The organism is Natrinema amylolyticum (genome assembly GCF_020515625.1).
Lineage (GTDB): Archaea > Halobacteriota > Halobacteria > Halobacteriales > Natrialbaceae > Natrinema > Natrinema amylolyticum.
This window is the reverse complement of the sequence record NZ_JAIWPJ010000002.1, coordinates 1,070,710-1,089,850: the sequence shown is the minus strand read 5'-3', so window position 1 is coordinate 1,089,850 and position 19,141 is coordinate 1,070,710. Positions and strand designations below refer to the sequence as shown.

Annotated in this window: 17 protein-coding genes and 1 tRNA gene; 10 read left to right on the top strand and 8 right to left on the bottom strand. The window is 62.2% G+C overall.

Annotated features, from left to right (window positions below):
* Positions 1-134 precede the first annotated feature (134 nt).
* From LDH66_RS15570 to LDH66_RS15545, 6 genes are all read left to right on the top strand, one after another.
* The gene (locus LDH66_RS15570) at positions 135-755 is read left to right on the top strand and encodes a universal stress protein (protein ID WP_226481982.1); all 621 of its coding nucleotides are present in this window, start codon (positions 135-137) and stop codon (positions 753-755) included.
* A gap of 195 nt (positions 756-950) precedes the next feature.
* Positions 951-2,582, top strand: coding sequence for a COG1361 family protein (locus LDH66_RS15565; protein ID WP_226481981.1), 1,632 nt, complete (start codon positions 951-953; stop codon positions 2,580-2,582).
* A 688-nt stretch (positions 2,583-3,270) separates the two neighbouring features.
* Positions 3,271-3,441: a hypothetical protein gene (locus LDH66_RS15560; RefSeq protein ID WP_226481980.1), complete on the top strand. Its 171-nt coding sequence runs from the start codon at positions 3,271-3,273 to the stop codon at positions 3,439-3,441.
* A 446-nt stretch (positions 3,442-3,887) separates the two neighbouring features.
* On the top strand, positions 3,888-4,043 hold the full coding sequence (locus LDH66_RS15555; RefSeq protein WP_226481979.1) for a hypothetical protein: 156 nt from the start codon (positions 3,888-3,890) through the stop codon (positions 4,041-4,043).
* A gap of 549 nt (positions 4,044-4,592) precedes the next feature.
* Positions 4,593-5,507, top strand: a complete 915-nt coding sequence (locus tag LDH66_RS15550) for a potassium channel family protein (RefSeq protein WP_226481978.1) — start codon at positions 4,593-4,595, stop codon at positions 5,505-5,507.
* 490 nt (positions 5,508-5,997) lie between these two features.
* Positions 5,998-6,180 carry a hypothetical protein gene (locus tag LDH66_RS15545; RefSeq protein WP_226481977.1) on the top strand — a complete coding sequence of 61 codons (183 nt, stop codon included), beginning with the start codon at positions 5,998-6,000 and terminating at the stop codon, positions 6,178-6,180.
* A 250-nt stretch (positions 6,181-6,430) separates the two neighbouring features.
* Here LDH66_RS15545 and LDH66_RS15540 read toward each other — a convergent pair.
* From LDH66_RS15540 to LDH66_RS15510, 7 genes are all read right to left on the bottom strand, one after another.
* Positions 6,431-6,504, bottom strand: a tRNA-Thr gene (locus LDH66_RS15540).
* A 12-nt stretch (positions 6,505-6,516) separates the two neighbouring features.
* Entirely contained in the window at positions 6,517-7,032 is a 516-nt protein-coding gene (locus LDH66_RS15535) for a GNAT family N-acetyltransferase (protein WP_226481976.1), read from the bottom strand.
* Positions 7,001-8,224 (bottom strand): phosphoglycerate kinase, encoded by a 1,224-nt coding sequence (locus LDH66_RS15530; RefSeq protein WP_226481975.1) that lies wholly within the window; start codon positions 8,222-8,224, stop codon positions 7,001-7,003. The genes LDH66_RS15535 and LDH66_RS15530 overlap by 32 nt, the downstream gene beginning before the upstream one ends.
* 100 nt (positions 8,225-8,324) lie before the next feature.
* On the bottom strand, positions 8,325-8,933 hold the full coding sequence (locus LDH66_RS15525) for a CBS domain-containing protein (protein ID WP_226481974.1): 609 nt from the start codon (positions 8,931-8,933) through the stop codon (positions 8,325-8,327).
* Between the two features lie 84 nt (positions 8,934-9,017).
* Complete coding sequence (locus LDH66_RS15520) at positions 9,018-9,788, bottom strand: GTP cyclohydrolase III (RefSeq protein WP_226481973.1); 771 nt, start codon at positions 9,786-9,788, stop codon at positions 9,018-9,020.
* A gap of 74 nt (positions 9,789-9,862) precedes the next feature.
* Entirely contained in the window at positions 9,863-10,189 is a 327-nt protein-coding gene (locus tag LDH66_RS15515; RefSeq protein WP_226481972.1) for a DUF5785 family protein, read from the bottom strand.
* A gap of 32 nt (positions 10,190-10,221) precedes the next feature.
* Positions 10,222-12,435, bottom strand: a complete 2,214-nt coding sequence (locus LDH66_RS15510) for a PAS domain S-box protein (RefSeq protein WP_226481971.1) — start codon at positions 12,433-12,435, stop codon at positions 10,222-10,224.
* 431 nt (positions 12,436-12,866) lie between these two features.
* Here LDH66_RS15510 and LDH66_RS15505 point away from each other — a divergent pair, with 431 nt between their 5' ends.
* From LDH66_RS15505 to LDH66_RS15495, 3 genes are all read left to right on the top strand, one after another.
* Complete coding sequence (locus LDH66_RS15505; protein ID WP_226481970.1) at positions 12,867-13,034, top strand: hypothetical protein; 168 nt, start codon at positions 12,867-12,869, stop codon at positions 13,032-13,034.
* A 238-nt stretch (positions 13,035-13,272) separates the two neighbouring features.
* On the top strand, positions 13,273-15,924 hold the full coding sequence (locus LDH66_RS15500) for an AAA family ATPase (protein WP_319004360.1): 2,652 nt from the start codon (positions 13,273-13,275) through the stop codon (positions 15,922-15,924).
* A complete protein-coding gene (locus LDH66_RS15495) occupies positions 15,917-17,263 on the top strand; it encodes a hypothetical protein (RefSeq protein ID WP_226481969.1) in 1,347 nt (448 codons plus the stop codon). The genes LDH66_RS15500 and LDH66_RS15495 overlap by 8 nt, the downstream gene beginning before the upstream one ends.
* 85 nt (positions 17,264-17,348) lie before the next feature.
* Here LDH66_RS15495 and mct read toward each other — a convergent pair whose 3' ends face one another.
* Positions 17,349-18,521 (bottom strand): succinyl-CoA:mesaconate CoA-transferase, encoded by a 1,173-nt coding sequence (gene mct, locus LDH66_RS15490; RefSeq protein ID WP_226481968.1) that lies wholly within the window; start codon positions 18,519-18,521, stop codon positions 17,349-17,351.
* Between the two features lie 161 nt (positions 18,522-18,682).
* On the opposite strand from mct, the gene glmS reads away from it, so the two are divergent.
* Positions 18,683-19,138 (top strand): methylaspartate mutase subunit S, encoded by a 456-nt coding sequence (gene glmS / locus LDH66_RS15485; RefSeq protein WP_226481967.1) that lies wholly within the window; start codon positions 18,683-18,685, stop codon positions 19,136-19,138.
* Positions 19,139-19,141 lie beyond the last annotated feature (3 nt).

Here is a 19,141-nt window from a genome sequence, read left to right as displayed (position 1 = left end):
GGAGGACGGCGGAATTACTTTCCATCGATAAGAGGGCTGATAACTCATTGTGCGCCGACGGCCGCGGCGCACCGCTCACCGGACGGGGCGCGACTCGAGGGTATTTACGACCGTATTCCCAACTGTGGCGTATCATGTATCAGGATATCCTCGTTCCGACGGACGGGAGCGACGGGACCCGTCGATCGATCACGCACGGGTTGACCATCGCGGATCGCTTCGGTGCGACGATTCACGCGCTGTCGATCGTCCCGGAGGGGCCGCTGGGAACGCTCCAGACCGACGAAGCGATTCCGGCCGCCGAGCGGGCGGTCGAGCGCGTCGAAGCCGAAGCGACGCGGGAGGGCGTCGACGCCGTGACGGCCGTCGAACGGGGCGTCCCCCACGAGGAGATCCTCGAGTACGCCGACGAACACGACATCGACATGATCGTCATGGGAACGCAGGGCCGGACCGGGCTCGATCGGGTGCTCGTCGGCAGCGTCACCGAGCGGATCGTCCGGATGGCCGACGTGCCGGTCGTGACCGTCCGCCTGAACGACGAACTTCGGATCGAAGACGCGGACGAGGCCGCACGGATCGCCCGAAAGACGGCCGAACGGGAGGGGTACGACGACGTGACCGTCCGCGAGGAGCCACACAGAACCAGCGCCTCGTGGATCGTTCCGCTCGAGACCGATTCGGGACCGCTTCACGTCCACGTCGACGCCCTGACGAGCGAGGCTCGCGTCGCGAAGGGCTCCGAAACCGAATAGGGATCGACGGCACTCGAGCGCGTCGGCGGAACCGCGGTCCGTTCCGGGGAGTAAGCGGGGCCAACAGCCGAGTACGGACCGCCGTCGCCGTTTCGGGAGCGCCTACACGGGACGAACGGTCTCGTTTCCCCGCGAAACGGTAGCGCTCCTTTTTGCTCCACATTCCGGGTTTCGAACACGAATGAGGGACACACTGTGAACCGGCGGACGCTACTGCGAGGGAGTGCGGTAAGTGGTATCGTACCGTTCACGTACGGCCGCGTCCGATCCCAGCCCGACGAATCGGCCGCGGACGCCGACGGGGCGGTAGCCGTTCGGATCGCGGACGCGTCCGACCCCGTCGAGGGCGGCGGACTGCTCGAGTGGACCGCCGAGGTCGAGAACGCGACCGACCGGACGGTTCGCCCAACCCTCGAGTACCTCGTCGGCGGCGAGCCGGCCGGCACCGTCACGTTGACGCTCGAGCCGGGAGAGATCCGGCGGCCGTTCCCCCGCAGCTACCGGGTCGAACCCGCCGCCCGAGATCGCGAGCTGTCGGTCGGGGTCCGGACGAACGGCGATTCGGACCGGCGAACGGTCACCGTACTCGGCGTCGAGGAACTCGACGACGGGCTCACCAGTCCGAGCGAGGAGATCGCCGTCCAGCCAGGGACGACGGTCTTCTTCGAGGCCGGAGCCGTCGATCCGGACGCCGACACGTCGCAGTTCACCGGCTGGTGGGTCAACGGAGAGCCCGTCGGCGACTCGATGGTCGGCCCCGCCTGGCAGTCCGTCTACTACGCGGAGCGAAACGCCCACTACTGGCAGTACACCGCCGAGTCCGAGGGCACCGATCGGGTCACCGCCGGAATCGACACCGACGACGGAAACTACCGAGCCGACTGGACGGTCACCGTGACGCCCGACGGCCACGCGTCACCGACGATCGAAGACGCGCGCCCGGACCGGGGGACGCTCCCGGTCGACCGCGACGAACCGACCGATCTCGAGATCGACGTCGCCGACCCGGACGGCGCGCTCGAGCGCGTCGTCTGGTGGATCGGCCAGTCAGACCTCATCCTCGGCACGTCCGACGTCAGCGGGGCCGCGGACACGGCGTCCCTGACCGTCGACGGCGGGCTCTGTCACACGTGCCCGATCATCGCGTGGGTGATCTCCGCGGACGGCACGTTCACCTCGGAATCCCTCTGGGAAGTCGACGATACCGGTCCCGGGACCGAAACCGGACTGAGCGTCTCGATCACCGGGACGAACGACCCCGTCGAGGCCGGCGGCGTCCTCGACGTGACCGCCGCCCTCGAGAACGCCGGCACCGAACCGGTGAGTCGAGACGTCGACCTCGTGGTCGGCCACGATCCGCAGCGAGTCGCGACCCGATCCGTCTCCGTCGCCGGCGGGGTGACCGAGACGGTCTCCCTCGAGTTCGAGACCGCGGTCGTCGACCGAACGCAGGCGTTCCCCGTCCGCGTCGAGACCGACGACGCCGTCGCCGAACGAACCGTCGAAGTGATCGGTACGGCCGACGCGAGCGGTCGGGTCGCGATCACGAACACGAACGATCCCGTCGACGCCGGTGACGTCCTCGAGGTGACCGCTACCCTGGAGAATACGAGCGACCGAGCCGTCACCCGGACCGCCGAACTGATCGTCGGCCACGATCCGACGATCGTCGACACGCGTCGCGTCTCGATCGACGGCGGAACGACGGAACCGATCGACCTCGAGTTCGAGACGGCCGTCGTCGCGAACGATCAGTCGTTCCCGGTCCGAGTCGCGACTGACGGGTGCGTGGCCGTGCGGACGGTCGAGGTCCGCGGCCGAAACTGACGCGGTCGGCGGCCGGCGAGAGTTGGCCGGTCGAACCCGCGTCGCCGTGGCCGTCACTCTGCACCGGCCGTTCGGCGTCGCGATCGATGAGAGGTAAATACCGTCCGGTGCCGCAGTAGAGGAGTTTCGATGCTGATCGACTGCCTTTCCATATCGAATCCGGATCCTCGTCTCCCGTCGATCTATCGTGGCTTTTCCGCGCACTGCTATCGCCGCCGCCCCTCTGTGGGAATCGATGCGCCGTCCGGACGAGCAGCGTTCGTTCGGTCACCGACGGGGTATCGGATCAACCTATCGTTCACAGAGAAGGACGTTCGCGGCTCGGAAATCGACGTCCGCGGGGGCGGTAGGTGGTGGTTTCGAGACTTCCCCGCGGACAATTACACGGGAACGGTCCATAATCATAAACCTACCCACATCGGATCTCGATTCCGTTCCGACGCGGTTTCGCCGATTCGGTTCCGCCGGCGTGTCCGGTCGGGAACAGCCGACTCTATCGCCATACTCGTACTTCGTCGCGCGGAACGGTCGAATCGGGTTCTGCGTCAAGCGCGGCCGTCGTGCGATCGGCGTCCGCTGATGCTTTCGGCGGCGACGGTCGCGTCGATCGGGACGGCTATTCTGCTCTCGCTCCGTATGACAATTCAGCTATAAACACCTTTTAGTGGGTGCTATCATATGGTAACGTATGGCAAGCAAGGAGGGTGAACGCTTGATCATCAGCGGAGATGGGAGGGGGACGGGACGACTCACGCGCTTTTTGCACTCGTTCGACTCGCCCGAACCGGTGGCGCTGGTGTTGATCGCACTGCTGCTGTTCGTCGTCGTCGTCACGGGGAACCTGCTCGGGCTCTGGTGAGAACGCGGCGGCCGGATCGCGAGCGATCCGCCGAGAACGGGTGCTCGAGTTCGCCAGCGTCTCGGTCGGACTGCACCGAAACAGTCGGTAATGGACCGTCTCAGTCCTGACCCCGCGGTACTCGGACTACTCCGTCTGTAGAGTCGAGAACGGTTCTGTGGAGAGCGTGTCTCTTCGGGAATCTCCGAGATTCGGTCCGAGTGCGAAACCACGACCAGTTCGTCTGATCTCGAAGTGGAGTTAGCGACGGCAATCGGCCCAATTATGGGACTATTGATAGTAGCCGATTCGAGACGGCGGACTCTCGCCTTTCTGATAGTGACCTGATTTTATAAGAGTTACAGTCATTACTAGTTATAATGTTGTCTGATAAGAACCATGACAATCTCTTGACCGCCGTCGCCTTAGCCGAATTTTCGTACCGGCACCAGCAATCGAACCCCGAGTTGGCTGCACGATCGTGGCGACTCGCGGTCACCCATCTCGCCGAGTACGATATCGATCCCTACGAGGCCGTCGACGCGCTCAGAGCCGCCGGCCGACTCACCGATCGCGACCTCGAGCCCGTCGAGACCGTCGTTGCACTCGAGACGGACCACTGACGAACGTCGCCTCGACACGAGATGCCTCGAGCCCGCTGTGGCCCTCTCGTATTCGTATCCGGTATACGGTCGGAATGAGGAATCGAAGCGTTTGGAAATTGCCTGAGTTCTAATATCTACAACAGGAATTAATTTATATTGGTATATCGTAATATCTTCGCATGGGGGGGGTATCCGAATGACTGATCGATATGGGGACGGGAGACGGTATCCGAACGGCCACTGTCAACAGTGTGGCGAGCCGTTACGGTTCAGTCCGTGTCTCAACTGCAGCTGGTCGAAACGCATGGACCGCGATCGGTAACCGGAGTCTGCCGTCCGCGACAGCGTCGTCCACAGCCGTTTCCGAGTCCGAACGCCGTCGGGACTGCAGTGGAATCGCGTCTCACAGCCCGTGATTTCGGCACGCCGAGCACGTGCTGGTCCGCCGATCACGACGGCGGCAAGATCGGTCCAGCCGACCCGTACCACGACGGGCCGAATTCGTCAATCGCGACTTTCGTTATCCGTTCCGGAACGTTCACGGTTTCCTACTGGAATGGACGCCGTATGAGTACGGTGAGGTATACGAGCATCAGACGCCAGATCTTCGAGTTATTCGAACCGGATCTGGGTGGGACGATCGGCTATTACACCGACTGGTTCATCATGACACTGATCGCCGCGAACGTGGCGGCGGTCATACTCGGGACGGTCGACGCTCTCGCGACATCGTTCAGCGCGTTCTTCTACTACTTCGAACTCTTCTCGGTCGTCGTCTTCACGATCGAGTACGTCGCGCGCGTGTGGTCCTCGATCGATAACCCGCAGTTCAACGGGCCGATCAGTGGTCGATTCGAGTTCGCGTCGCGGCCGCTCCTGCTCGTCGATCTGCTGGCGATCCTGCCGTTCTATCTGACGCTCGGCGGGGTCCAAGCCGACCTCCGATTTCTCCGTGCACTCCGGTTGGTCCGACTGTTTCGCCTGCTCAAATTGGCGCGATACTCCACGGCCATGCAGTCGTTCGCGCTGGTCATCCACGAGAAACGAGAGAAGCTGATCCTCGCGTTCTCGGCGAACGGCCTGTTACTCGTGATCGCCTCGAGCGTGATGTACTATCTCGAGAACCCACACCAGCCGGAGGCCTTCTCATCGATACCGCAGGCGTTCTGGTGGGGGGTCGCGACGCTGACGACGGTCGGCTACGGGGACGTCCACCCGATCACGCCGATGGGACAGTTCGTCGGTTCGATCGTTGCGATGCTCGGAATTGGGTTGTTCGCGCTGCCGGCGTCGATTTTGGCCTCCGGATTTATCGAACAGGCCGAAGACGAGAACTCACTGGCGTACTGTCCCCACTGCGGCGAAAAATCGACTAGTGACGCGGCGATCGCGCGCTGTGTTCGGCGACAGCGTCTCGCCGAGCACGGGAGTGTGTCGTCTGTCGTCGATACGCTCGAGGCTCTGCAGTCGCCGAAACGATGACCGCTTCGCTGCCAGCCACAGGCGTGACGGTCTCGGTACCTCGAAAGTCCGGATGGCGTACCGAACGCCGGTTAATCTCGTCAAAGTCGTCGCCCGTCAGAAGGCGATAGACGGTCACCCGACAGTGATCAGCCAGAAATCGAGGCGGCCTGCGACGAATTACTCGAGACGGGGTCCGATCCCTCGAACGACGTCCGAACCTGACCCCGCGACTGCGACTTCACGGCTGCTGGCGCGGCCGAACGGGCTGAACACGTCACCACGGATCCGGCCGTGAGTACCAGCGTGAGGACTGGCAGGACACGCCGACCAGCCAGTCAGCAGGTGGATCGGACGGTGACGATGAAACGGCTGGCGAATAGTGAATTCCCGCAGATAGGAGGGTCGGTCTGAGTATAATCGATATAGCACAAAATAGTCTTCTTTCTCGAGTCTGGATATCGAAGAAGTAACTCGAAAGCTTATTTCCACAGTTCGTTATATCACATATATGGATGAGACAAAACGCATGGGGGTCCTTGCCGCAGTTGGAACTACTATCGGTTTTCTCGCATTCATGCCGATTTTTTCTGCAGAACCTTTCGGGGTCGGTATGTATCTCAGACCCAGTCTCATTGTGATCCTTCCTATTATAATAATTACACTATATATTAATATCAGAATTAATACTTAGAATAATATCATATCACTTGTCGGTTCTAATTCTGGTTCTATAATTGAACGTCAGAAGAGTTCCGAATGTGGTATCGAGGTATCCAACGATACTTCGACACGGAATCCGTCGATGGCGGTGCTCAAGCGCTGACATCTCCGGGCTAGTTGCAGGTAGAAGGGCTTCGAATCGTAGATCCGACTTATTGATATCCTCTCGACACCGTCACCTGTCGATACCTGTCGGTAAGGGATTTGAATCTGCGGATTTAAGCCAGGGCGGGGATTTGAACCCCGGAAGTCTCGATTACAAGTCGAGTGCATGAACCGCCCATGCTCCCCTGGCGCAGGCCGAAGGTTAGCCGTCCTCCTTTGAGTGTGTATCGTTTTCTTTTCGGTCTGCGAGTGACCGTTCCATCGTCACGCGGAACTCGTCGTACCCCTTGCGACGGTAGAACCGCCGGGCGGACTCGTTGTCGGCCATCACCTCGAGCAACATCGCGTCAGCGCCCCGCTGGACGAGCGACTCCTCGGCCGCCTCGAGCAGTGCGGTGCCGATCCCGCGGTTCCGATAGGCGGGTTCGACGTAGATGTTCGAGAGCAGGCCGCGGGTGGTGTCGAGTTCGAGGGTGCCGCGTTCGATCGACACCGAGGCGAAGCCGACGATCGCGTCGTCGAGGCGGGCGACGAGCAGGCCGTCGTTGACCAAGTAGGCCCCGAGCGTCTCCCGCATGGCCTCGCGGTTCGACTCCGGGCGGACGGCCGAATCGTGTCGGCGCTGATCGGCGGCGAGACGGACCCAGAGCTCGGCGAGGGCGTCGAGGTCGTCCCGGGAGGCGAGTTCAATCGTCGGCTGCGGGTCGTTGTGGGGCATTCTCGAGTGCGGTCACGGCGGGAAGCGATTCGGCGGTGAGCATTCGCAACGCGGCCCCGCCGCCGGTACTGATGTGTGAGAACCCCTCGATGCCGAGCTTGCGCAGTGCGGAGGCGGTGTCGCCGCCGCCGACGATACTCGTCGGAATGTCGGTGGCGGCGCCGTAGAGCTGTCGAGTGCCGGTCTGGAAGCGGTCGTCCTCGAAGACGCCGGCCGGGCCGTTGAGGATGACCGTCTCCGCGTCCGTGAGGATGCGCCGGTAATAGTCGAGCGTCGATTCGCCGATGTCCATGGCGGACTCCTCGTCTCCGGGCGGTAAGGCGTTGATCCCGAGTTCATGGCGGTCGCCGTTCCGGGCGACGGCGACGTCTCGTGGGAGCGCGATCTGGTCACCGTGAGCGTCGAGCAGGTCCGCAGCGCGGTCGATCTCGTCCCAGTAGCCCTGGTCGTAGATGAAATCGGAACTGGCGTCGCCGAGATCGACGCCGTCCGCGATGAGGAAGACGTTGCCGACGACGCCCGCGGTGAGGACGTGATCGGCCAGACCGTTCTCGAGAACGGACCAGGCGACGTCGATCGAGTCGGGCACTTTCGCGCCGCCGAGGACGTAGACGCGGGGGTGGTCGGTCTCCTCGATCGAACCCAGCACGTCGAGTTCGGACTCCATCACGCGGCCGGCGTAGCTTGGAAGCACCGTCGGGAGCCCGACGAGCGACGGCTGTGAGCGATGGGCCGCGGCGAAGGCGTCGTTGACGTAGGCGTCGAGTACCGGCTCGAGGCCCTCGACGAGGTGGGTCCGAGCGGCCCGTTCGGGGTCGAACTCCATGTACTCCTCGCTGTAGAAGCGGGTGTTCTCGAGGACGACGCAGTCACCGTCCGAGAGGTCCCTGACGGCCTCGCGGGCGGCCTCGGTGAAGGTCGCATCGACGTAGTCGACGGGCTGACCGAGCAGTTCGGAGAGCCGATCGGCGTGGGACGCGAGCGAGACGAAGTCGTCGCCACCGGGCCGACCCTGGTGGGCGAGGACGGCGACCTGACCGCCGCGCTCGAGGAGTTCCGAGAGGGTGTCGACGTGTGCGCGCAGTCGGGCGTCGTCTGCGAGCGTGTCATCGTCGTCGATCGGACTATTGACGTCGACGCGAACACCGACGGTAGTCCCTTCGACGTCCAGGTCGTCGAGGGTCTCGATCATTATCGACCTGTCCACCGCGACACCCGAAAGGTCTTTCTATCGGAGAGATACGGATCGGGAGCCGCTGACGCGGGCAGACCGGTTAGGGGCAGACTACCGATCACACCGTCCGACAGTCCGCACAGACGAGTTGGCCGTTGGCGTCCCAGAGCGCGTCCGCGAGCGAGCCACAGGCCTCGCAGACGCCCTGGGTCGTGTACTCGTCGCCGCCGTTGGGACGCAGCGTCGCGTCGCTCTCCTCGGCCGCGCGTGCGGGTCCGGGTTCGACGACCGCGCGATCACGGTCGACCGGCGGCTCGCTCGAGCGGGCAGGCGTCATCGTCGCCTGGAACGAGCCCGCGGCGGCGATGACGTCTCGCTGGGTAACCAGGCCGGCGACGCCGTCGTCGGTTTCGACGACGACGTTGCGGATGTTCTGGCGGGCCATCGTGGTCGCGACGTCGGTGAGCGATCGATCGGGGCCGACCGTGATGACCGGCGTCGTCATCACGTCGCCGACGGTGGTCTCGGCCGCATCGCGATCGTCGGCGACGAGTCCGAGCACGTCCCACTCGGTCACGATGCCGACCGGCTCCGCGCCGCGGACGACCAGCGCGCAACTCGTCCGTTCCTCGCGCATGAGTCGAACGACCTCGCGGATGGTATCGGACTCGCTGACGCCGACGTAGTCGGACGTCAGGACGTCCCTGACGGACAGTTCTGATTCCATGTGTGAATGAATCCCACGAACAGGCTAAAAGCTACCCCCGTCACACTTAAGCAAACCGGCGGCGAAGTTCTCTCTCTTCGGGTTTCAGACCGTCTCCCACTCGAGTTCGACGCGGGTCCCGTCGGCGCGGCAGGTCTCGAGCGCGTGTTTCGCCTCGAAGCCGGCCTCGTGAGCACTCTTCCCGCGGCCGACGCCGACCTGCATCTCGACGTCGACGGCCGATTCGACGTGGGCGATGGCCTCCTCGTAGTCGCCGTCCGCGAGGTCGGGGCAGACGACGATGACGTTGTCGCCGCCGACGAAAAAGGAGAGGCTGTCGTGGGCGTAGCGCATGTGTCGCATGAGTTCGGCGTAGCCCTGCTCGATCTCGATGAAGGTGTCGAAGGCGTTGAGTTCGTCCGTGTAGTTGCCGGTCGCGTCGATCACGTCGAAGTGGGCGATTTGGACGTCGTCGGCCATTCGGTAGCCGTCCTCGATGACCCGGCCCTCGAGACACTCGCGTCGGTTCTCGTCCTGTGCGCTGCCGGCCGCCTGCAGGCGTTCGGTCGCGTCGGACAGCGCCTGGACCGGACTCGTGCCGGTCGCGACGCCGAGGCTCAGGCTGACGGGATAGCGGTTGCCGACCGATTCCTGCAACAGCGCGTGGTCCTCGAGCGAGCAGCCGTTCGTCACCGCGATCATGTTGTCGAAGCGAGTGAAGAAGACGTAGCCGCCGCGATTGCCCACGAACTGCGAGATATCGGCGAACAGTCGGGACTGCATGGTCTGGAGGTCAGCCTCCCGACGCGGCTCCGGCGTCACGGTCCACGGCCCGTAGTTGTCGATCTGAACCAGCGTTACCTGCGTGTTAGTCACTGTGGACGATCATTTCGAACGCCATCGTATAAGTGATACGTAATCCAGATTCGTGATGGGGAGTCGCCCCAGCTTCAGGCGTGTTTCTTCTCGGGGTTTTCGCCCTGCGGATGGTACTTCCAGAAGTTACCCGCGCGCATCGCATCGCCGACGGCCTTGTGCATGTCGAGCATCGTCTCGAACTCCGCGGGTTCGACGTACTCGAAGATCTCGCTCATCGGGACGACCGTCTCGTAGTTGATCCGGATCGGGTAGTCGCCGTACTCTGCGACGAACTCGTCGCGGTCCATCGGGAAGTCCTCCTCCTCGTCGACCTTGTCCGCGATGATCCGCATGTCGAACTTGCGCATCCCCTCGCTGCCCTCCTCGCCGTCGGGATCGACCGGCCAGTTGCTGCTCATACCCGGACGTGTGTAGGGGTCCCGCAAAAGGATTACTCCTCGTCGCCGTCGGTCCGCGGTCGATCGACCAGATCGACGCCGGTCAGTTCGAACCGCGCTCCGCCGTCGTCCCCCTCGGTGACGGTCACCGTCCAGCCGTGCGTGTCGGCGATCCGCTCGACGATCGCGAGTCCGAGACCGGTCCCGGCCCCGTCACCCGAGTAGCCGCTCTCGAACACCTCGTCGCGCTCGTCGGCCGGAATGCCGGAGCCGTCGTCCGCGACGAAGAAGCCGTCGCCGTCCGTGTCATCGAGTTCGCCGACGGTGAGCGTGATGTCGGCACCGCCGTGTTCCACAGAGTTACTGATGAGGTTCTCGAGGAGTTGCGTGAGCCGCGCCCGGTCGACTCGGACGACGGCGTCCGTCTCGGCGTCCAGTTCGGCGGCGTCCGTCTCGACGTGTCGCCAGCAGTCCTCGGCGAGGGCCGCGAGATCGACGGGTTCGGTATCGGGGTCCGGATCCCGCTCGCGCGCGACCGTCAAGAGGTTCTCGATCAGGACCGCCATCCGGTCGTGGGCCCACGCGACGGCCTCGAGATCCTCGTCGGCACAGTCGCAGGTCTCGCGGGCCCGCTCGAGGTGGCCCTGCGCGACGTTCAGCGGGTTCCGGAGGTCGTGGGAGACGATCCCGGCGAACCGATCGAGGCGTTCGTTCTGCGCTTTCAGTTCCCGCTCGCGGGCTTTGCGGTCGGAAATGTTGCGCAGGACGCCGACGGTCCCGCGGAAGCGGCCGTCCTCGTCCGTCGGCAGCGCCGCGATGTGGTTCTCGTTGGGGTGGCGCTCGCCGTCCCTCGCGATCGTCGCCATTTCGAACGACGCGTGATCGTGGTCGTCGTCGCCCAACAGCGCCCTGATTTCCGTCTCGGCGGTGGCGATATCCTCGTCGTCCATGATGATCGAGATGTGTTCGCCCACCAGTTCCTCGGGATCGTACCCCGTCGTCGTCTCCTCGGCGTTGATCGGGGGAACGATCTCGGTGATGATCCCCGTGTCGTCCAGCGTGTACACCTCGTCCGGAATCGTCTCGAGGATGGTCTCGTAGCGCTCGAGTTCGCGCTCGCGCGCCTTGCGCTCGGTGATGTCTCGAACGACGCCGGCGACGCCCCGGTATCGGCCGTCCTCGAGGGGCAACAGCGAGAGGTGGTCCTCGCAGCGGATCCGCTCGCCGTCGCTCGTTTCGACGGTGATCTCGTAGGTCCGCTGGCGCTCGCTGTCGTCCGAGAGCAGTGATCTGACGCACGCTTCCCCGGCGGCCACGGACGGGTCGTCGAGCAGAAACGAGACGTGGCGGCCGACGATCTCGCGCTTCTCGTAGCCGGTCATCGCGGCGTAGGCGTCGTTGACGAACGCGTAGTGGCCCGTCGAATCGACTGTGTAGACGGGATCGCCGAGGGCGTCGATGATCGTCTCGTAGCGCTCGAGGTCGCGCTCGCGCTCCTTGCGATCCGTCACGTCCCGAACCGTACAGATGAGGTCGCCGTCGTCGGTCGTCGACAGCGAGTGGGCCTCGACGAAGGTGCTGCCGTCCGCCCGCAGGCCGGTCGTTTCGCCGCGCCAGCTCCCCTCGGCCATCACCATCGGCAGGATCTCGTCGCGGACGGTCTCGATATGTTCGTCCGGATAGAGCCGTCGCCAGTGCTCGCCGAGGAGGTCCGCCGGCTCGTAGCCGTAGAGGTCGGCGTAGGCTCGATTCACGTAGACGAACCGGCCCTCATCGTCGAGCATGCCGATGCCCTCCCGTGCGGTTTCGACGGCCCGGAGCTTGCGCTCGCGTCGCGAGCGATCGCGGGCCGCCTCGACGGCCTCGAGGATCCGATCTCTCAGCGTCTCGTCCGCGCCGGTCCCGTCGCCTTTCGGCACGTAGTCCGTCACTCCGGCTCCGATCGCCTCGCTCGCGAGGGCCTCCGAGCCCGAATCGGTGTACAGGACGAACGGCACCGCCTCGTGGGTCGCTCGGACGGCGTCGAAAAACGCCAGTCCGTCCGTCTCGGGGAGTGCGTACTCCGAGACGAGACAGTCGATCTCGGTGTGCTCGAGGCGATCGAGCGCCTCGTCGGCACTAGTCACACTCAGCGTTTCGATGGGGACCGCCGCTCGCTCGAGGCACTCGGCGGTCGCGGCCGTCGACACCGGATCGGCGTCCACGTGGAGGACGCGGATCGGGTCCATCGAGACGCCCCCGGGTCGGGATTCGTCTCGAATGCTCATGGACTGTCTCTCGGGACGACGGAGATATAGATTGGGGCCAACCACGAACCGCTTTTCAAGGGCCTCGCGTCCCGTTCCGTCGAAATTCCTGGCTATCGGCCGTGGATATTTGCGGTGGAAAACGGCGCTCGAGCGGGCGGTGATCGCGCGCTGCGGCGGGGTCGCTCGTTCTCGCCCGGTCTCTTTCACGAAATTTGCAATAGATATAAGTCCTAATAGCTAAACGAATATATTGGAAGCCGATCTCCAGAAACAGGGGACGTTACTGAAACGTCCCGGGTGGAACCAGCACCCGAGACTTGGCTTCCAAGCCGAGAGGCTCGAAGCCATGATTGCGTACATTCTAGCGGGATATAAACGTCCCGCACGACCGCCGAATCGCCCGACGCGACCAGTCTCGACGTTGTCACGGAGCGCGAGCAGTGGTCGCGATGCGTAGCGATCAGGAGACGAGTGACGACACCGACTCGTCGTCACCACCCGACTGTCCGCGCTGTGGCGCGCGAGTCGCCTTCGTCACCGCCACCGGTCCCATGACGGCGTCGGCCAGTCCCTGCGGCTGTTCGGTGCCGCCGAATCTGGTCCGGCGCGAGGAGTAGGGGCTCGGACTCGAGCCCCGACGATCAGCCGGTCGTTCGGCGGTGCCGATCGAAACCACCACCCCGCCGAAAACCACCACCCCGCCGACATCGTTCGTCGGACGGCCGGTTCGGAACCGGGGCCTCGAGTATAGCTTTTCTGAACGCCATGACGGTGTCAAGGGCCTTAATTCAAGTACTAAGATCGGTGATGGCGTGACAGGGTTTATAGGTAGATACTGTCTCGATTTAGAAAATAATGGGAACGGGACAATCAACGGATGATGGGGAAAGTGGCGGTCCACCGACTGTCTATCAGGTTCCGATAAAGACGGAAGACGGACCAATTCGGACTAATTTCGAGCGAACTGTCGTCGAGGGAGTTCACCGAGACCAACTCGAAGATTTCTGTGAAATCCCGCTCGAGCACGAGACGCTCCGAGTGTGGGGTAATCGAGAGGATACACCAGCCGATACCGGAGACTATCTCTTATTCGCTGATCGCGATGGCCGCCATGACGGCGACTATACGCTTCTTGCCCGTGTGGGTTCTGCAACGATTCTAGACGAGGAGACTGCAGCGGCGTTTACGGATGCAATTGGGTGGGGAGAGGTGACGGATGTCTCGTATCCGCACGTGATGTTTCTCGACCCTGTGTACGAGACGACCCTCGATCGGGAGGACTTCTGGGAGACACTCGGCTTTCGAGGGTGGCCGAATGACACGTTCAGCGGCATCAACTTCGAGCGCGCCGAGTCGACATTCTTCTCAGAGTATAATTCGATCGACGGATTCATCGAGGAAATCCAGGGTACCAAGATCTATCCGACCGAATCGGCCAGCGAATACGAAACGCTCGAGGCTGCGATAACCGACGTTCGCACCCGGATCGAAGAGTCCTCGAAAGAGACGTCGTGGCTCAAAACTCGCCTCGGAGAGGCACTCGTCGCCGAGTGGTCGGCTGCGCTCTCCGGTTTCAAGCCGTCCGACACTGTGTCCCCGAGCACTGCCGCTACGTTCGATCAACTGCGAGGGATCTACGAGTCGATCGAGCCCGAACTCGAAGCCACTGCCGACGAACTCGGCGTAGGGTCTCACCTCTCGTTCTCATCATCGAAGGTTCTCTTTCTCTGCTGGGTACGCATTCTTCAGGAGGAGATCGACGGAGGGGCTCCGTTGAGCCAACCGCGACTGAACAGTATTCTCCGCGACACCTACACCGTGGAGGACGAGGCGACAACTTCAGTATCCTCGTCGACGGATGGCGGCCATCCAGTAGTCTCTCATATTCGGACGGCATCGCCGACTGTGTACAAGTTCACGGCTCCGTGTGACTACTGGCTAACGAGTATCGAATATGGCTCAGTGTCGTTCGGAGAAGAACATCGTGACCGGTGGGAAACCCTCTCGGAAGGTGACGTCGCTATTCTCCATTCTCGTGCGGAGCCATCGGACGAGGACCTCAGCCAACAGCCGAACGGCATACTCGGAGTCGGAATTCTTGGAAGTACGTTCGAGAAAGACGAACCGTGGTGGCGGGACGAACACGAACGTGGAGAGTCGTATCCACTGATCGCGACGTTCGATCGGCTCTTCCTCACCGGTTCAATCGACGATATCGATACGTCTCGATCAATCACTGAAAAAACGCCGGCGGAAATCGATCGAGAGTCTGCTGCACTGACCACAGATCTCCTGCCGATCACGCGAGCCAACAGTATCTGTAGCGATGTAGCCGATACCGAATTCCCGGTCCAGTCACTGTACGCGACCTTTCGAACTGACGACGGTGCGATCGATTACGAACGACCAGTGGCACTCATCGATGCGATTGCGGACGAATTGAACGAAGTTCCGACGGTCAACGTTCACAAATCGTATCAAGGATCGATTCAGTCCGACCCGTTGGATGGCCTCTACTTCCCGGGTGATCAGGGTGACCGGATTCTCGAGCAGATCACGACGGCCCTGCAATCCGGCAAACACGTCCTCCTGACTGGACCACCAGGAACCGGGAAGACGGAGATCGCTCGTCGAGTCTGCACCTCACTCGCGAAGAGCCATCCGTATCTCTACTCTGATTTCGAAATGACGACAGCGACTGCCGACTGGTCGACGTTCGATACGGTCGGCGGATACATGCCGAACGAATCCGAAACCAGCGGTGACGACCTCGCGTTCACCCCGGGGATCGTCCTCAATCGCCTCAAAAACAACCAGACGGATTCTCAGTCGAACGAGCTACTCATCATCGACGAACTGAATCGTGCCGACATCGACAAAGCGTTCGGCCAGCTTTTCACGGTCCTCTCGGGGCAGTCGGTTCAGCTTCCGTATACGAAAAACGGCCGCGAGATCGAAGTGACGACCATCAACGACATTTCCGGTCACCCGGCGGACCACCAGTACCTCGTTCCGAATTCGTGGCGGATCTTCGCGACGATGAACACCTACGACAAGACGTCGCTCTACGAGATGAGCTACGCGTTCATGCGTCGATTCGCATTTATCCGCGTTCCTGCCCCTGAACTTCCCGAGGATCGAGCAGACGAAGACCAGTTAGAGGAGATGGTCTACGACTACGCGGATGCGTGGGGCCTCGACCTCAATCGCCCCGAAGCGATGGCCATCGGTCGCGTCTGGCGGGAGACGAACAACGCAGTGGAGGAACGGGCGATCGGCCCTGCGATCATCGAGGATATCCTCCGATACGTCAATCAGCATCCCGAGGACGAACTCGAGTACCATCTCACGCAAGCAGTCATCAGCTACGTTTTCCCGCAACTCGAGGGCGTCCCGAAGCGTCGAAAGATCGTCCAAGAGATAGCCGCTGTCGGAGAAATCGACGAAGCGCTGCTCGAACGTGCGGCGCGAGAGATGCTTCAGGTGAGCGTTGTAGAGAATGAATAGGAACGAACTCCTCGATCAGCTTACCGAGGATATCCTCGCTCACGTGATGCGAGGGTCATTCCCGGAGCGCGAACTGGCGCAATCAATCAAACCGGACCAACTGGACGACCGGTTCGAGGAGTACGAACTGCTCCTCGATCTCCACTTCGTTCTCAAATCGGATGTCGTCTCGTTCGTCAGAGAGCTTTCGAAACGTCTGCGGAACATCCGAACGGAAACGCAAACGGTGTCACGGACACGGCGTGGTTCCGTCGACGGACGAATCAACTGGGGAGCGACCATCAAAAAACGCTATTCCGAACATCCTCGGGACAGGTCCATCTTCGTCTGTGACAACCGGTCGATAGACTACGATATTCCCGAAAATATCGTCCTCAAACGGTTGATATCGATCATTCACACGACGATCCGAGAGGCCGAAGAATACCTCCGGGGCGAGTACGAGTGGGTTCAGGAGACCTGGAAAGGAAACGAGAACCTCATCGACGAGTTGCAACGAATCGTCGAGCGAAACGTCCACGTTCGTCGGATTCGGGATCCAGATGCGTACGAGCCGACCGAGCGGATGCTTACGACTGCCGCTAATTCGCGACAAGAGGTATACCGCGAGGCCGCATCCCTTCTCAAATCTCGGGAGCGATTGTTCGAGGGAGACGCAGACGAAATTAGGACGTTACTCGAGGAAACGGCGATCGCACCTGATGACCAAGACTCGCTCTTCGAACTCTTCGTCCTCTTTCGATTCGTCGCGACGCTCGAGCGGCTACAGGAGAGTCAGCCGGAATTCAAAACGATCGCGACTGGTCGGCAAGAGGTGGCTCGATTCGATGGTGACAAGCAGATCGCACTCTATCACGATAATTCCGCGTCTGATCGGAACCTCTCGTTCGTCGCAGTTCCCGACGAAGAGCAAGAGCAGCTCTCACGGACCGACGAAGTTCAGCTCACGGCACAAGATATCGCGAGCGATTACTTCGGTCAGGACTTTCGGAATCATACGGGTCGTCCCGACGTAATCGTCCTCGAGATCATCTCCGAATCCGAGGATCAGCACGAGTATCTAATCGTAGAAGTGAAGAACAGTACCAACACGGACACGATCCGCCGTGGAATCAAGGAAACGCTGGAATATCTCGCGTTTCTCCGGGTCAATGGGGACTACGTCTTCGGTCGTGACGATGAGGACTATTTCGGATCCGGGTGGAACGGACTGCTGGTCGTTCAGGATCTCGACGACGAGACTGCCTCGTTCGAGACGCAATCCGACAATCCGGTCACGATCCTCCAAGCAGCGGAGTTAGAAGAGCAGTTAGCCGCCGTGCTGCGCGAAATTCTGTAGGCTCTCTTGAGGTTCTGAATGCGTCCGTTCGACGTAGTGTACCGTCGTCGAACGCGAACGGTAGGTGAACGCGGAAATATAGTTCTCAGTCGTCGGCCGTCTTCTCTGCCTGCTCGCCCAACACTTCCTCGCGGTGCTCGTCCAGCAGCGGCGCGCGACCGCGGGGCTTCGGTTCGGTCTCGCTCATCTTGATCGGGTTGCCCGCGATCTCGACGTCGCGGTCGGCACCGGGCTGTTCGACGGGGACGAGCATGTCTCGAGCGTGGACGTGCTCGTCGTCAAAGATCTCTTCGGTGGTCTGGACGGGCGCGGCCGGGACCCGGCCCTCGAGGCTGCCGACGAGTTCGTCGTTGGTCTGCTCGAGGGCCCAGTCGGCGATTTCGTCCCGGAGGGCCGCGCGGTGCTCGAGGCGTTCCGCGGTCGTGGGATACTCTTCGGCGAGGTCCTCGCGGTCCATCACGGCACAGAGTTCGGCCCAGTGGTTGTCGTTGAACGCGGCGATGACGGCGTAGCCGTCGGCGGTCTCGAAGGCGTTGTAGGGGAACAGCGTCGGGTGGGAGTTGCCCCGACGGGTGGGGGCCTCGCCGGTGTAGGACTGCTGGTAGACGGCCCGTTCGGTGAAGCTGAGCATCGAGTCGTACATGGCGGTGTCGACGTACTGGCCCTCGCCGGTCTGTTCGCGGTGGTTGACCGCCGCGAGAATGCCGATGCAGTTCAGCGTCGCGGTGAAGAGGTCACCGACGCCGGGGCCGGTCTTGGTCGGCGGGCCGTCGGGCTGGCCGGTGGTCTCCATGACGCCGCCCAGCGCCTGCGCGATGAGGTCGAAGGAGGGCTGGCCCTGCCGGTGGGTCTCGCCCGTGCGCGGGTCGCCGAAGCCGCGGATCGAGGAGTAGATGATCTCCTCGTTGTACTCCGTGAGGGTCTCGTAGCCCAGATCGTACTTCTCCATCGTCCCGGAGCGGTAGTTCTCGACGACGATGTCGGCCTCTTCGACCAGCGAGAGGAAGTCCGCGCGGTCCTCGTCGTCGCCGAGGTTCAGCTCGATGCTGCGCTTGCCGCGGTTGACGCTCTGGAAGTAGCCGCCGTAGGCCTCCTCGTCGGGATCGTCGACGAACGGCGGGTTCGACCGGATCATGTCGCCGCCCGGCCGCTCGATTTTGACCACGTCCGCGCCCATGTCCGCGAGCAACATCGTGCAGTACGGCCCAGCCAGCACCTGGGTCAGATCCAGCACGCGAAGGTTCGAGAGTGCTCCCATCTGTACGACCTCCTTCCCAAACCAGTACCAAAACCCTTACCATCGATCATGAAGTTGATTCCGAGTACCACAGTCCGTGTGAACACCCGACATAGGAACGCTGTTAGGGTCCTTAAGGAGTATTATCATGGAAGATCATTAGGTTTATAGGGTGGTTCCTCATGGTTTTGCATACGATGTCCCAAACGGTCGTCCTCGGCGTGATCGGCTCGGATGCCCACGTCGTTGGCATCACAATCTTAGAGCAAGCCTTCAGTGCAGCCGGCTTCGATGTCGTGAACCTCGGCGTCCAGACCTCCCAGGAGGACTTCGCCGAAGCCGCCAAAGCCCACGACGCGAGCGCTGTACTTGTCTCCTCGCTCTACGGTCATGCCGAGCAGGACTGCCAGGGATTCCACGGCGTCCTCGAGGACGCGGGCGTCGACGCGGTCAGCTACATCGGCGGCAACCTCGCCGTCGGCCAGGACGACTTCGAGCAGACCCGGCGGACGTTCCGGGAGCTCGGGTTCGACCGCGTCTTCGATTCCGAGACCGATCCCGAGGACGCGATTGCTGCGCTCCGCGAGGATCTCCAGATCTCACCGACGGAGTCGGAACGGGCGACTATCAGTTCGTAGATG